The sequence below is a fragment of the Rhodoferax sp. ZS1R25 genome (assembly GCF_056521335.1).
In genome coordinates this window covers 1,152,811-1,166,736 of the sequence record NZ_JBWMAZ010000002.1, presented here as the reverse complement: position 1 = coordinate 1,166,736, position 13,926 = coordinate 1,152,811, and the positions used below count along the sequence as shown (strand labels likewise).

General features: G+C 61.7%; 13 protein-coding genes. 12 read left to right on the top strand and 1 reads right to left on the bottom strand.

The window, feature by feature from the left end; translation table 11 throughout:
• The first annotated feature begins 12 nt into the window (after window positions 1–12).
• From AC097R_RS16265 to AC097R_RS16215, 11 genes are all read left to right on the top strand, one after another.
• Window positions 13–858 carry a TatD family hydrolase gene (locus AC097R_RS16265; RefSeq protein WP_479599234.1) on the top strand — a complete coding sequence of 282 codons (846 nt, stop codon included), beginning with the start codon at window positions 13–15 and terminating at the stop codon, window positions 856–858.
• 6 nt (window positions 859–864) lie between these two features.
• Window positions 865–1,623: a class I SAM-dependent methyltransferase gene (locus AC097R_RS16260; RefSeq protein ID WP_479599233.1), complete on the top strand. Its 759-nt coding sequence runs from the start codon at window positions 865–867 to the stop codon at window positions 1,621–1,623.
• The gene (gene tfpB, locus AC097R_RS16255; RefSeq protein WP_479599232.1) at window positions 1,620–3,410 is read left to right on the top strand and encodes a type IV pilus assembly ATPase TfpB; all 1,791 of its coding nucleotides are present in this window, start codon (window positions 1,620–1,622) and stop codon (window positions 3,408–3,410) included. Before AC097R_RS16260 ends, tfpB begins: the two co-directional genes overlap by 4 nt.
• 72 nt (window positions 3,411–3,482) lie before the next feature.
• The gene (locus AC097R_RS16250; RefSeq protein ID WP_479599231.1) at window positions 3,483–3,971 is read left to right on the top strand and encodes a tripartite tricarboxylate transporter TctB family protein; all 489 of its coding nucleotides are present in this window, start codon (window positions 3,483–3,485) and stop codon (window positions 3,969–3,971) included.
• 22 nt (window positions 3,972–3,993) lie between these two features.
• Complete coding sequence (locus AC097R_RS16245) at window positions 3,994–5,505, top strand: tripartite tricarboxylate transporter permease (RefSeq protein ID WP_479599230.1); 1,512 nt, start codon at window positions 3,994–3,996, stop codon at window positions 5,503–5,505.
• 20 nt (window positions 5,506–5,525) lie between these two features.
• Window positions 5,526–6,815 carry a DUF3422 family protein gene (locus tag AC097R_RS16240; protein ID WP_479599229.1) on the top strand — a complete coding sequence of 430 codons (1,290 nt, stop codon included), beginning with the start codon at window positions 5,526–5,528 and terminating at the stop codon, window positions 6,813–6,815.
• Between the two features lie 107 nt (window positions 6,816–6,922).
• A complete protein-coding gene (gene ahpC / locus AC097R_RS16235; protein WP_479599228.1) occupies window positions 6,923–7,486 on the top strand; it encodes an alkyl hydroperoxide reductase subunit C in 564 nt (187 codons plus the stop codon).
• 117 nt (window positions 7,487–7,603) lie between these two features.
• Entirely contained in the window at window positions 7,604–9,160 is a 1,557-nt protein-coding gene (gene ahpF / locus AC097R_RS16230) for an alkyl hydroperoxide reductase subunit F (RefSeq protein ID WP_479599227.1), read from the top strand.
• Window positions 9,161–9,306: 146 nt separating this feature from the next.
• Window positions 9,307–10,461: a hypothetical protein gene (locus AC097R_RS16225; protein ID WP_479599226.1), complete on the top strand. Its 1,155-nt coding sequence runs from the start codon at window positions 9,307–9,309 to the stop codon at window positions 10,459–10,461.
• Between the two features lie 86 nt (window positions 10,462–10,547).
• Window positions 10,548–11,528, top strand: coding sequence for a tRNA dihydrouridine synthase (locus AC097R_RS16220; RefSeq protein ID WP_479599225.1), 981 nt, complete (start codon window positions 10,548–10,550; stop codon window positions 11,526–11,528).
• Window positions 11,525–12,013: a GNAT family N-acetyltransferase gene (locus AC097R_RS16215; RefSeq protein ID WP_479599224.1), complete on the top strand. Its 489-nt coding sequence runs from the start codon at window positions 11,525–11,527 to the stop codon at window positions 12,011–12,013. Before AC097R_RS16220 ends, AC097R_RS16215 begins: the two co-directional genes overlap by 4 nt.
• 55 nt (window positions 12,014–12,068) lie before the next feature.
• Here AC097R_RS16215 and AC097R_RS16210 read toward each other — a convergent pair whose 3' ends face one another.
• On the bottom strand, window positions 12,069–12,899 hold the full coding sequence (locus AC097R_RS16210; RefSeq protein WP_479599223.1) for an NUDIX hydrolase: 831 nt from the start codon (window positions 12,897–12,899) through the stop codon (window positions 12,069–12,071).
• Window positions 12,900–13,014: 115 nt separating this feature from the next.
• On the opposite strand from AC097R_RS16210, the gene AC097R_RS16205 reads away from it, so the two are divergent.
• Window positions 13,015–13,926: an SDR family NAD(P)-dependent oxidoreductase gene (locus tag AC097R_RS16205; RefSeq protein WP_479599222.1), complete on the top strand. Its 912-nt coding sequence runs from the start codon at window positions 13,015–13,017 to the stop codon at window positions 13,924–13,926.

Sequence of the window (13,926 nt, the reverse complement as noted above, 5' to 3'; positions counted from 1 at the left end):
GACAATGGCTGCATGCGCTGGATAGATACCCACTGTCACCTCGACGCCTTTGTGGCGGGCCAGGAGCTGGACGCCGTGCAGCAGCGCGCGCGGCAGGCCGAGGTGGTGCACTGCGTCATTCCAGCGGTGGAGGTGGCCAATCTGGACACGGTGCGCCAACTGGCACACGCAGGTGACCATAGCTATGGCCTGGGCATCCACCCGCTGTACGTGCCCACGGCACAAGACGATGCGCTGGCGGTGCTGGCGCAGCAGCTGCAAAACCACCATGCGGACCCGCGCCTGGTGGCCGTGGGCGAGATCGGGTTGGACTACTTTGTGCCCCAGCTCACCCAAAGCCCCTGGCGCGAGAAGCAGGAGGCCGTGTACCGCGCCCAGCTCAAGCTGGCCCGCCAGTTCGACCTGCCCGTGGTGCTGCATGTGCGGCGTTCCGCCGACCGTCTGCTCAAACACCTGCGCGAGGTGGCCGGCCCCGGCGGGCGCTGGCGGGGCATTGCCCATGCCTTCAACGGCAGTGAGGTGCAGGCGCAAGAATTCATCAAGCTGGGCTTCAAGCTGGGTTTTGGAGGTGCAGTGACGTTTGAGCGTGCCCACCAGCTGCGCCGACTGGCGCAGACCCTGCCGCTGGACGCACTGGTGCTGGAGACCGATGCGCCCGATATTCCCCCGCACTGGTTGTACACCACGGCGGCCGAGCGCGAAGCAGGCCTGCCCCAGGGCCGCAACACGCCCGCAGAGCTGCCACGCATTGCCCAAAGCATTGCAGGGCTGCGTGGCATGCCGCTGGCCGAACTGGCCGAGGCCACTACCCACAACGCCGGTAAAGCTCTGCCGAAGCTGGCCGCGCTGCTGGTATAAATCCCCATGGCACGAAAAGCATCCCTCTCACTCCCCGAAGTCAACTTTTCTGAAGAAGGCGATATCCGCCATTTGCACCTGGGCAGCCAGTGGATCCAGGGCTCCATGCAGGTGGACGCACCCACGGCGCTGGTGCATGAGTACATCCAACGCATGATGGCCTGGCTGCTGTTTGTCGACCCCATCACCGTGCCCAAGCGCCAGGCGCTGCAGCTGGGCCTGGGGGCCGGGTCCCTCACCAAGTTTTGCCACAAAGAGCTGCGGATGAAAACCACCGCCATTGAGCTCAACCCCCAGGTACTGCACGCCTGTCGCGGCTGGTTCAAGTTGCCGGCGGACAACAGCCGCATCCAGGTGGTGCTGGCTGACGCCTCGCAAGAGATCAGACAATCCCACTGGCTGGGTGCCGTGGATGCGCTGCAAGTAGACCTGTACGACGAAGAGGCTGCCGCGCCAGTGCTCGACAGCGCCGAGTTTTATGCCGACTGCCGCGCCACGCTGACCGACGAGGGCTGTATGACCGTGAACCTGTTTGGTCGTAGCTCCAGCTTCCAAAAGAGTGTGGACAAGATCGCCCAGGCCTTTGGCGACGATGCCATCTGGGCTTTCAAGGCCACGCGTGAAGGCAACACCGTGGTGCTGGCCCAGCGCACACCCAGCCGCCCCAAGCGTTCCGTGATGATGGAGCGTGCCGAATTCATCCAGTCGCAGTGGGGCTTGCCTGCCGACAAATGGGTGCGCGTTTTCAAACCGGTGCAAGCATGAGCACGACGTCCAAGAAACCCTCGCATTCCGTAGCGCCACACATCGGCCCGGTGGATTGGCGCCGCCTGGTGGAGTGGTTGCAGCACGACAAAGTGATAGCCGAGGAAGAAGCCCAGCGCACCATCAGCCGCTGCGCGCAGGCCGAGAGCTCGCAGCACCCGCTGGTGCGCCTGGCCAGTGTGTCCATGCGCCGCGCGTCGGACCAGAAACCGCTGGACATGGAAATGCTGACCCAGTGGCTGGCGCAGCGCGCCGGGCTGGAGTATTTGCGCATTGACCCTCTCAAGGTGGACGTGGGCAAGGTAGCAGATGCCATGGGTGCGGCCTACGCCGAGCGCCACCGCATCCTGCCTGTGGTGGTCACGCCCAGCGAGATCACCGTGGCCACTGCCGAGCCCTTCATCACCGACTGGGTGGCCGAGGTAGAGCGCCAGAGCCGCCGCAGCGTCAAGCGCGTGGTGGCCAGCCCGCAGGAGATTACCCGCTACACAGCCGAGTTTTATGCGCTGGCCAAGTCTGTGCGCGCTGCCAGCAAATCCGGTGTCAACAACGGCGCCAGCTTTGAACAGTTGGTGGAGCTGGGCAAGAGCAACAAGCAGCTGGACGCCAACGACCAGGGTGTGGTGCAGGTGGTGGACTGGTTGTGGCAATACGCCTTCGACCAGCGTGCCAGTGACATCCACCTGGAGCCACGCCGCGAGCAGGGCGTGATCCGCTTCCGCATCGACGGCGTGCTGCACCCGGTGTACCAAATGCCCATGGGTGTGCTCAACGCCATGACGGCGCGCATCAAGTTGCTGGGCCGCATGGACGTGATCGAGAAGCGCCGCCCGCAGGACGGCCGCATCAAGACGCGCAACCCGCGTGGCGACGAAATTGAAATGCGGATTTCCACCTTGCCCACAGCGTTTGGCGAGAAGATGGTGATGCGGATTTTTGACCCCGACAACGCGGTCAAAGACCTGGACGCGTTGGGCTTTTCTGCCCACGACGCGACGCGCTGGGAACAACTGGTCAAGCGGCCGCACGGCATTATTTTGGTGACCGGCCCCACCGGTTCGGGCAAGACCACCACGCTGTATTCCACCCTCAAGCGCGTTGCCACCGAAGAGGTGAACGTGAGCACCGTGGAAGACCCGATCGAAATGATCGAACCGTCCTTCAACCAGACCCAGGTGCAGCCGCAGCTGGACTTTGGTTTTCCGCAGGGCCTGCGGGCCCTGATGCGGCAGGACCCGGACATCATCATGGTCGGAGAAATCCGCGACCTGGAAACCGCCGAGATGGCCGTGCAGGCCGCGCTGACGGGCCATCTGGTGTTCTCCACGCTGCACACCAATGACGCACCCTCAGCCGTGACGCGTCTGATGGAGCTGGGCATTCCCGCTTATCTGATCAACGCCACGCTGTTAGGCGTGCTGGCGCAGCGCCTGGTGCGCACGCTGTGCAAACAGTGCAAGGTGCGCGATGACGAAGCCAGCCGCGATGCGCTGAGCGAGATGGTCAAGCCCTGGCAGATCAATGGTGGCTACAAACCCTACAAGGCCGTGGGCTGCGTGGACTGCCGCATGACAGGCTTCATGGGGCGCATGGGCTTGTATGAGTTGCTGGTGGTGTCCGAAGGCTTCAAGGCCCGGGTCAGTGGAGAGCCCGGCATTGACGCGCTGCGCCGCCAGGCCGTGACCGATGGCATGCGGCCGTTGCGGCTGGCGGGTGCCTTGCGGGTGGCCGAAGGGCTTACCGTCATCGAAGAAGTGTTGTCGTCCACGCCGCCGCTGAACGGGTGAATGATGGAGTGAAGGTAGTGCCTGCATTTACAGGCAGAATGCGAAACCGGTTAAAAAACCAGGAGACAGACAATGAATATAAAAAGCCAAAAAGACTTTTTCTCGGGCCTGATGTTCATGGGCGTTGGCGTGGCCTTTGCATGGGGCGCCAGCGGCTACAACATTGGCAATGGGGCCCGCATGGGCCCAGGCTACTTCCCCTTGGTGCTGGGCATTCTGCTTGGTGTCTTGGGGGGTGTCATCACCTTCAAATCGCTGGTGGTAGAAACCCAGGACGGTGACAAGATCGGCAAGTTTGCCTGGAAGCCGCTGGTCTTCATCATCCTGGCCAACCTGGTGTTTGGCGCATCTATCGGCGGTTTGCCCGTCATCGGCTTGCCGCCACTGGGGCTGATTGTGGGCATCTACTTGCTGACCTTCATTGCCAGCAATGCCGGTGACGAGTTCAACTTCAAGGAGGTCATTGTGCTGGCCACCATCCTTGCGCTCTTGAGCTACCTGGCTTTCATCGTCCTGCTCAAGTTGCAGTTCCCCGTCTGGCCTGCTTTCCTGGCCGCCTGAACCCCCACCGAGGAACTTGACCATGGAACTCTTTAACAACCTCGCGCTCGGTTTTGGTGTCGCCTTCACGGTCCAAAACCTGATTTACGCTTTCATCGGCTGCCTGCTGGGTACGCTGATCGGTGTGCTGCCCGGCATTGGCCCTCTGGCCACCATCGCCATGCTGCTGCCTGCCACCTACGCCTTGCCCCCTGTGGCTGCGCTGATCATGCTGGCCGGTATTTACTATGGCGCCCAGTACGGCGGCTCCACCACCGCCATTTTGGTGAATCTGCCTGGCGAATCGTCCTCGGTGGTGACCGTCATTGACGGCTACCAGATGGCGCGCAATGGCAGGGCAGGTCCCGCGCTCGCGGCGGCTGGTCTGGGTTCTTTCTTTGCGGGCTGCGTGGGCACGCTGATCCTGGCGGCCTTCGCCGGCCCCCTGACCGAGCTGGCCTTCAAGTTTGGCCCTGCAGAGTATTTCTCGCTCATGATTCTGGGCCTGGTGGGTGCGGTGGTGTTGGCGTCCGGCTCCATCCTCAAGGCGATTGCGATGATCGTGCTGGGCCTGCTGCTGGGCATGGTGGGCACCGACGTGAACTCCGGTGTGGCCCGCTTCAGCTTCGACATCCCTGAGCTCACCGACGGCATTGGCTTCATTGTCATTGCCATGGGTGTGTTCGGCTACGGTGAAATCATCAGCAACCTCTCGAAGCACGAGAGCGAGCGGGAGGTGTTCGTTGCCAACGTCACCGGCCTGTGGCCCACCAAGGAAGATTTCCGCAACATGGTTCCTGCGGTCTTGCGGGGTACCGCACTGGGCGCCATTTTGGGTATCCTGCCCGGTGGCGGCGCGGTGATGGCGTCGTTTGCGGCTTACACCCTGGAGAAGAAAACCAAGCTGCGTCCCGGTGAAGTGCCATTCGGCAAAGGCAATATCCGCGGTGTGGCAGCGCCTGAGTCGGCCAACAACGCTGGCTCGCAAACGTCTTTCATTCCCTTGCTGACCCTGGGTATTCCGCCCAACGCCGTGATGGCGCTGATGGTGGGGGCCATGACCATCCACAACATCCAGCCCGGCCCGCAGGTCATGACCAGCAACCCCGAGCTGTTCTGGGGCCTGATCGCCTCCATGTGGATCGGCAACCTGATGCTCATCATCCTGAACCTGCCGCTGATTGGCATCTGGATCAAGCTGCTGACCGTGCCTTACCGCTGGCTGTTTCCGTCCATCGTGCTGTTCTGCGCGATTGGCGTGTACTCCACCAACAACAACACCTTCGACATCTGGATGGTGGGCCTGTTTGGCGTGATTGGTTACCTGTTCATCAAGCTGGGCACAGAACCTGCTCCGCTGCTGCTGGGCTTTATCTTGGGCCCGATGATGGAAGAATATTTGCGCCGTGCGCTGCTGCTGTCGCGCGGGGACTGGAGCGTGTTCCTGACCCGTCCACTGTCCGCCGGCCTGCTGGCTGCGGCTGTGCTGCTGCTTGTCGTGGTGCTCATGCCTTCCATCAAGGCCAAGCGCGAAGAGGCGTTTGTTGAAGATTAATTTTTGAGTCCGTCCTCCCCTTGAATATCCAAACCGCGCAGCACCCCCAACGCCTCTCGCTTCACAACGAAGTTCACGCCCGTCCGCCCGAGTCCATGGCTTCCCCCATGGCGCTCTCGCACGTGGTCATGGTCTGCGATGCCGAGCAGAGAGAGGCCAGCCGCGCGCACATTGCCGCGTTGGCACGCGACCACCATCTGGCCGCGCCGGATGCGGATTCCATCCACATCCGGATGGACCTGGGCCTGTACCGGCTGCGCTGGGAGCTGCACACCGAGTTTGTGACCTGGACCTTCATGCGCCCGATCAGCAACCAGGTCGGCACGGACCGAGAGCCCGAGCTGGCGCTGAATGCCGTGCCCCAGCAGTGGCTGGCCAACCTGCCAGGGGGATGCCTGGCCAGCTTGCACCTGTGGGTGCTGTCCACCAGCGAGGTGGATACGGGGCCGTGGATACGCCAATTGCTACACGAGGACACGCTGGTGGCCTCCACGGTGGCCGATGGTTTTGGCGAGGTGTACACCGACTTTGCGGTGCACGCCGATGGCTTTTCGCGCATGGTGCTGCTGGCGGGCGGGGTGACGCCACGCCGCCTGGGCCGTTTGGTGCAGTGCCTGTTGGAGATCGAAACCTACCGCATGGCGGCGCTGCTGGGCTTGCCCGCGGCGCGCGAAGCCTCCGTGGTGCTGGCGTCTGCCGAGCGCGAATTGGCGGAGCTGGCCGAGGCCATCCGCAGCGCCACGCGCGATGACGAACCCATGCTGCTGGACCGCCTGACCCGTTTGGCAGGGCAGGTGGAGAGTCAGCATGCGGCCACTCATTCCCGTTTTTCGGCCAGTGCGGCCTACTTTGAGCTGGTAGACAAACGCATTGAAGACATTGCCGAGTCGCGCTTGGCCGGTATGCAGACCATTGGCGAGTTCATGGAGCGCCGCCTTACCCCCGCGCGCAGCACCTGCGCCTGGTCCAGCCGGCGCCAGGACGCCCTGTCGCAGCGCGTGTCGCGCATCAGCAACCTGCTGCGCACGCGGGTCGAGATTGAGCAACAGCAGAGCAGCCAGGCCCTGCTGGCCACCATGAACAGCCGCCAGGACATGCAGCTCAAGCTGCAGTCCACGGTGGAAGGCCTGTCGGTGGCGGCCATCACCTACTACATCGTGGGCCTGGCCACCTACCTGGCCAAGGGTGCGCAGCACTGGGGCTGGCCCTGGAGCCCTGAAATCACCGCTGCAGTGACCATTCCGGTGGTAGCACTCAGTGTTTGGTGGTCTTTGCGGCGCATGCACCACCGGGTGTTTCGGGCGTCATAGGCAAAGTCAATCCGCTTCATTGGATCAATCAAACCAAAACATGGTGTGCAGGGCCTAAGATTCAGGCTGTTCATGTTCAGAACAGCAACTTCAAGAGGAAAAATACCATGTCATTGATCAACACAGAAGTCATCCCATTCAAGAACGAAGCCTTCCACAACGGCAAGTTCATCACGGTGACCAACGAGACCCTCAAGGGCAAGTGGAACGTGTTCATTTTCATGCCCGCCGCGTTCACCTTCAACTGCCCCACCGAAGTGGAAGACGCGGCTGAACACTACGCGGAATTCCAAAAAGCCGGTGCCGAGGTCTACATCGTGACCACAGACTCCCATTTCGCACACAAAGTTTGGCACGAGACTTCCCCCGCGGTGGGCAAGGCCAAGTTCCCCTTGATCGGTGACCCGACCCACGTGTTGAGCCGCGGGTTTGGTGTGCACATCGACGAAGACGGCATGTCCCTGCGTGGCACTTTCATCATCGACCCACAAGGCACGATCAAGACCATGGAAGTGCATTCCAACGAAATCGCCCGTGACGTCAAGGAAACTGTGCGCAAGCTGAAGGCTGCCCAGTACACCGCCGCCCACCCTGGCCAAGTGTGCCCCGCCAAGTGGAACGAAGGCGCCAAGACCATCACGCCCTCGCTGGATCTGGTCGGCAAGATCTAAGCCTCCCCGGCAAGACGGCAGAGCGCCCTGAGCGCTCACTAGCCGGACAGCGTCCTGGTGCGTGTGCAGCAGGCCGTCCGGCTTTTTTATTCCCGAAAGAATTGAAAGGACACCACCATGCTCGACGACACACTCAAAGCCCAACTCGCGGCCTACCTGGAGCGCGTAACGCTGCCGATTGAGTTGGTGGCTTCCCTGGGCGACGACAGCAACTCGGCCGAAATGCTGGATTTGCTGCAAACCATCCAGGGCCTGCGCACCGACAAGATCAGCCTGCGCACCGATGGTGCGGACGCACGCAAGCCCTCGTTCACGCTACAGCGCGCTGGCACTGCCACCAGCCTGAGCTTTGCCGGCCTGCCCTTGGGCCACGAGTTCACTTCGTTGGTGCTGGCCCTGCTGTGGACCGGTGGCCACCCGCCCAAGGTGGAGCAGGACGTGATCGACCAGATCAAAGGCCTGGACGGTGACTTCAACTTCGAGGTCTACATGTCCCTGACCTGCCACAACTGCCCGGACGTGGTGCAGGCCCTGAGCCTCATGGCCATCCTGAACCCCAAGGTGAAGACGACCGTCATCGAGGGCGGTGCCTTCCAGGAAGAAATCAACGCCCGCGAAATCATGGCCGTGCCTAGCGTCTACCTGAATGGTGCGCTGTTTGGCAATGGCCGCATGCTGGTGGAAGAAATTGTGGCCAAGCTGGACACCGGCGCCGCCGACAAAGACGCTGCCAAACTGTCCGCCAAAGACCCGTATGACGTGCTCATCGTCGGCGGTGGCCCTGCTGGCGCAGCCGCAGCGGTGTACGCCGCCCGCAAAGGCATCCGCGTGGGTGTGGCGGCCGAGCGCTTTGGCGGTCAGGTGAACGACACCATGGCTATCGAGAACTACATCTCGGTGCAGGAAACCGATGGCCCCAAATTTGCCGCGGCACTGGAGGCGCAGACCCGCTCGTATGGCGTGGACATCATGAACCTGCAGCGCGCGGACAAGATCGTGCCCGCGGCCCAGCCGGGTGGCTTGGTCGAAGTGGTGCTGGCCAACGGGGGCACGCTCAAGGCCAAGACCGTCATCCTGTCCACCGGCGCACGCTGGCGCAATGTGAACGTGCCTGGCGAGCAAGAGTACAAAAACAAAGGCGTGGCCTACTGCCCGCACTGCGATGGCCCCTTGTTCAAGGGCAAGCGCACCGCGGTCATTGGCGGCGGCAATTCGGGCATCGAAGCCGCTATTGATTTGGCTGGCATCGTGGCCCACGTCACCGTCATCGAGTTTGCCGAGCAGCTCAAGGCCGATGCCGTGCTGATCAAGAAGCTCAACAGCCTGCCCAATGTGACCGTGCACACCAACGCCCAAACCACCGAAATTACCGGTGCCGACGGCAAGGTGAATGGCTTGAAGTACAAGGACCGTGCCACTGGTGTTGAGCATCTGGTCGAGCTGGAAGGCGTGTTCGTGCAGATCGGCCTGGTGCCCAACACCGAATGGCTCAAGGGCACCATCGAGCTGAGCAAGTTCGGCGAAATCATCGTGGACGCCAAGGGCCACACCAACGCCAACGGCGTGTTTGCGGCCGGCGACTGCACTACGGTGCCGTTCAAGCAGATCGTGATCGCGGCGGGTGATGGGTCGAAGGCTGCGCTGAGCGCGTTTGACCACTTGATCCGCAACTAAGCGGATGGCGTGCTGCAAAGGCACTGCGTTCGATTTCGATAACAAAGGGGGCTGCAACCCCCTTTTGTTCTTTTCTGCAGAGAACCGATTTTTTCCGGAATGAAGACAAATGAGCTCAAATGTCAGTTTGACTATTCAGAGTTCTTATGCAATCTAACCCTCAGCTTGAAACTGACGATACTTTGCCAATACTTCAAAACTGGAATGCGCGAAAAGCTGGTCTGGAGAAGCTCGGGATATACGAATTCCCTCTGTATTCTGATGCTCGTATCACTGGTGAAATTCAGCGATCTGATTGGCCGTATGCGTTTCTGAACGCTGTGCCAGCGTATGACGAGCCAGGCTATGTTCAGGCGCCACTCATACTTCGAGTTGATATTCACGCCGTCCAGTCTCAAAGGCCCAACTTTTCAAAGACAGACGTTTCGCAATATCACGGTGGACTTCTGACCGATGAAATTGCTTCTCTTACGTCGCTTTGTATTGGGGTGCGAGTGAAAGCGGGCGGGCAATCACGTCGGTTTGATCGAATTAATGCTGATCCACTTGGGCGGCCGGTTGCCTGGGATAGTAGGCCTATTCCACCTCTAAATTTAAACAAAAATCGATTGATACTTCCGGAAATCGTAAACACGCATTCCATTGACCATTTGATCCGACTTGAAAAGATACTAAATCTTTCTGGAACAAAAACAATTGCGTTAGTTCGGGCGGCTCGGCTGTACCAGGACGCACTATGGATCGTGGAAGCAGATCCAGCATTGGCTTGGTTGATGTTTGTCTCGGCCCTCGAAACTGCTGCAGATCAATGGCAAACGGAAAAAGGTTCGGCAGTTGATAGATTGATGTACTCCAAGCCGGAATTGGTTGCTCTATTGCAAATATCAGGCGGAAGTGTTTTGGTCGAAAGCGTTGCGGAACAAATAGAACAGTCACTTGGCGCAACAAAGAAGTTTGTAGAGTTCACTTTGCAGTTTCTGCCCCCACCACCTCCGGTTCGGCCTCCCGAGGGTTTTCAGATCCCTTGGGATCCCGTCTCCATGAAAAAGGTTTTAAGCCTTGTATATGGATATCGATCTAAGGCGCTACACGGAGGGACTCCATTTCCTGCGCCAATGTGTGACGGTGCATTTAGGATCAGTCCCTCAGACGGATATGCTGAGCGCGGTACGGTTGGCCTAGCTGCGAGCACACACGGCGGAGTTTGGCTCGCCAAGGATGTTCCAATTAGCCTTCATACCTTTCACTATGTCGTTCGTGAAGTCCTGCTCGCATGGTGGGGACATATGTCAGATGCTTAAGCGTTGCTTGATATGTCTATCTCTGATAGACCAAATCAATAGGGGGGATTTGCAACTGGATCGCCCCGTTTTCTGTCACTCACACTATGCCCGTCCGAATCTACCTCGCCCCCATGGAGGGGCTCCTCGACTTTGTCCTGCGTGACATCCTGACCCGCGTGGGCGGGGTGGAGAAGTGCGTGTCGGAGTTCATTCGGATCACGCACTCGCTGATGTCAGAGAAGGCCTTGCTGCGCACGGTACCCGAGCTGGCCCATGGTGCACGCACCTTTGCAGGCGTGCCGGTGTGGCCGCAGCTGCTGGGGTCGGACGCCGTGTGTTTGGCCGAGAACGCGGCGCGTCTGGCGGAGATGGGCGCACCGGGCATTGACCTGAACTTTGGTTGCCCAGCCAAGGTGGTGAACCGGCATGGCGGCGGCGCCGCGCTGTTGCAAGACCCCGAGGTCCTGCGCACCATTGTGGCCGCGGTGCGCGCGGCAGTGCCGGCCCACATTCCCGTTACCGCCAAGATGCGTTTGGGCTTCAACGATGACAGGCTGGCGCTGGATTGCGCGCTGGCGTTGGAGGCCGGTGGCGCGGCCGAGATTGTGGTGCATGCGCGTACCAAGGCGCAGGGTTACCGCCCGCCCGCCTACTGGGGCCGCGTGGCCGATGTGCGCGAGGCGGTGCGGGTGCCCGTCGTGGTAAATGGCGAAATCTGGAGCGTGGAAGACGCCCAGGCCGCCGTGGCGCAAAGCGGCTGCGACATCCTCATGCTGGGGCGCGGCATTGTGGCGCGCCCGGCCTTGGCGCGCAGTGTGCTGGCGGCCATGGGCACGGTGCCTGGCAGCATCGCCCAGCCCGGCGATGACTGGAGCTGGGAGCAAATGGGCCCGCTGATGCATGCCTTCTGGCAAGTGACCAGCACGCAGCTGGAGAAAAAGCAGCAGGCCGGCCGCGTGAAACAATGGCTCAACTTGCTGCGTCGCCACTACCCGGAGGCGCAGACGGCGTTTGACGAGATGCGTACCTTGGTCAAACCCAGCGATGTGGAGGATTGGATGCGCACGGGAATTCCTCAGCCATGAATATTCACCTCGGTTACCGCCCCGGCTGCATCGGCCGCATCGTCGAGCTGCACGCCAGCTACTACGCGCGCACCGCAGGCTTTGGCGCACCGTTTGAAGCCAAGGTAGCGTCCGGCCTGGCTGCGTTTTGCCTGGACTACCAGGTGGACCGGGACGGCCTCTGGTTGGCAGAACACGATGGGGTGATCCACGGCTCCATTGCCATTGATGGATCGCACCATGAAACAGCGGGCGCGCACCTGCGCTGGTTCATCACGTCTGATGCTTCACGCGGCCACGGCCTAGGCTCGCAACTGCTGACGGCGGCCATGGATTTTTGCCGGGCACGCGGCTACCGCCAGGTGCACCTGTGGACGTTTGACGGCCTGCATGCGGCACGGCATCTGTACGAAAAGCATGGCTTCACGCTCACGCAAAGCCAGCAGGGCACGCAGTGGGGCAAAGAGGTGACAGAGCAGCTGTTTACATGCCAAATAGGCCTCTAGCCCCCGTCGATATTGCGCGAGCAGCTCCTGAATTCATAGCAATCTGCGCTGGGCCTTAGGCCCACAAACTCTCCAACCCGTCTATGGGTACAAAGCGTTTGTTGCGGATGACCAAGCGCGTGGGGCCGGGCAGGGCGGGCGTGGGCACCGAGTGCTGTGGGTCGCCGGGGTAGCAGAGGATGACCTCGCCGTCTTGCGTGAAATTCTCCGGGCAAATGCAGGGTGGCGGTTGTTGTCGCGCAGCGTGCAGTGCTTCGGCGGTGCTGCCATAGCGCGCCAGATGGGCCAGGCTCATGATCTGCGGCGGTGCCATTTCAATCTCGCCGCGGTGGTAGCGCTGCAGAGCTTCCTGGGGCGCGAGCCAGATGCTGGCCGTGGTCTCGAAGTTGTCGTGGCTGGCCTCCTGGTCGGCAGGCGCCAGCGCCAGAAAGAAGCGCGTGTCAAAGCGCTTTTTGCTCAGGGCGGCCATGCGTGGCGTGATCCAGCGGCTCCAGGGCACCAGCGCGCTGGCCTGCAGCGCGGCGCCGGATACGGCTACCCAGGCCTGCCAGTCCTCGGGTTTCAAACTGGCGGGGCGCGTGCTGCCAGCGGCCAGCAGCACACCGGCTTCTTCAAAGAGCTCGCGCAGCGCCGCCACAAACAGACCGGCCGCCACGGGCGCCTCAAGCACGGGCTCATTCAATTGCTGGGCCAGGGCGGCGGCGGGCAGATCCAGGGCACCCACGGCGGTGGGCGAGCTGTCATGGTCGTCCAGCTTGCCGCCGGGAAACACATAGGCTTCGCCAAAGGTGTCCGACAGGCCGCTGCGCTTGAGCAAAAACACCTCCAGGCCCGCAGCGCCATCGCGTAGCAGGACGACGGTGGCCGAGTCGCGGGGGTTACTCATCGGGTCAGATGTGGCGTGCAGCACAGGGGTGTTCCGGTAAAGTTGCAAAGCGCCTGAACAGGCGGAGCACAGACTAACAGAGCCGGCGCAGCCCGGCTTCACGCAGGAGACAAACATGGGTGTAGATTTCAAGGGCCGTGTGGCCATCGTGACCGGTGCGGGCGGCGGTTTGGGTCGCCAACATGCGCTGGCGCTGGCCGCACGCGGCGCCAAGGTGCTGGTGAATGATTTGGGCGGTGCGCGCGATGGCTCGGGCGGTTCGCTGTCGGCGGCCGAATCCGTGGTGGCCGAGATCCGCGCCACCGGTGGCGAGGCCATGGCCAATGGCGCATCGGTGACCGACTTTGACGCGGTGCAGGCCATGGTGAAGCAGGCGGTGGACGCCTGGGGCCGCGTGGACATCCTTGTGAACAACGCGGGCATCTTGCGCGACAAGAGTTTTGCCAAGATGGAGCTGGCCGACTTCCGCCTGGTGGTGGACGTGCACCTGATGGGCGCAGTGCACTGCTGCAAGGCCGTATGGCCCCATATGAACGAGCAAAAGTACGGCCGCATTCTGATGACCACGTCCAGCTCGGGCCTGTATGGCAACTTTGGCCAGAGCAACTACGGTGCGGCCAAGCTCGCGCTGGTGGGGCTGATGCAGACGCTGTCGATTGAAGGCGCCAAAAACAACATTCGGGTGAACAGCCTGGCCCCCACGGCCGCCACCCGCATGACCGAAGACCTGATGCCGCCCGCCGTGCTGGAAGCGCTGAAGCCCGAGGCCGTGGTGCCCGCCATGTTGGTGCTGGTGAGTGAGGATGCACCCACGCGCACCACGCTGTGCGCCGGCGCGGGCAGTGTGGAGGCGGCCCACATCACGCTGACCCAGGGCACCTGGATTGGGCTTGATGCGCAAAGCCCCGAGCGCCTGGCCGCGCAGCTGGCAGAGGCGCTGGACCGCAACGGCGAAGGCGTACCGCAAAGCGGTGCGGCCCAGGGCGCCCAAGAGGTGAGCCGGGCCTCTGCGCGACTCGGGGGCTGA

What these genes read in the sequence shown, in the direction of transcription:
- AC097R_RS16265 (WP_479599234.1), top strand. Translation starts at nt 13, where the DNA reads ATGCGCTGGATAGATACCCACTGTCACCTCGACGCCTTTGTGGCGGGC.
- AC097R_RS16260 (WP_479599233.1), top strand. Translation starts at nt 865, where the DNA reads ATGGCACGAAAAGCATCCCTCTCACTCCCCGAAGTCAACTTTTCTGAA.
- tfpB (WP_479599232.1), top strand. Translation starts at nt 1,620, where the DNA reads ATGAGCACGACGTCCAAGAAACCCTCGCATTCCGTAGCGCCACACATC.
- AC097R_RS16250 (WP_479599231.1), top strand. Translation starts at nt 3,483, where the DNA reads ATGAATATAAAAAGCCAAAAAGACTTTTTCTCGGGCCTGATGTTCATG.
- AC097R_RS16245 (WP_479599230.1), top strand. Translation starts at nt 3,994, where the DNA reads ATGGAACTCTTTAACAACCTCGCGCTCGGTTTTGGTGTCGCCTTCACG.
- ahpC (WP_479599228.1), top strand. Translation starts at nt 6,923, where the DNA reads ATGTCATTGATCAACACAGAAGTCATCCCATTCAAGAACGAAGCCTTC.
- ahpF (WP_479599227.1), top strand. Translation starts at nt 7,604, where the DNA reads ATGCTCGACGACACACTCAAAGCCCAACTCGCGGCCTACCTGGAGCGC.
- AC097R_RS16225 (WP_479599226.1), top strand. Translation starts at nt 9,307, where the DNA reads ATGCAATCTAACCCTCAGCTTGAAACTGACGATACTTTGCCAATACTT.
- AC097R_RS16220 (WP_479599225.1), top strand. Translation starts at nt 10,548, where the DNA reads ATGCCCGTCCGAATCTACCTCGCCCCCATGGAGGGGCTCCTCGACTTT.
- AC097R_RS16215 (WP_479599224.1), top strand. Translation starts at nt 11,525, where the DNA reads ATGAATATTCACCTCGGTTACCGCCCCGGCTGCATCGGCCGCATCGTC.
- AC097R_RS16210 (WP_479599223.1), bottom strand. Translation starts at nt 12,899, where the DNA reads ATGAGTAACCCCCGCGACTCGGCCACCGTCGTCCTGCTACGCGATGGC.
- AC097R_RS16205 (WP_479599222.1), top strand. Translation starts at nt 13,015, where the DNA reads ATGGGTGTAGATTTCAAGGGCCGTGTGGCCATCGTGACCGGTGCGGGC.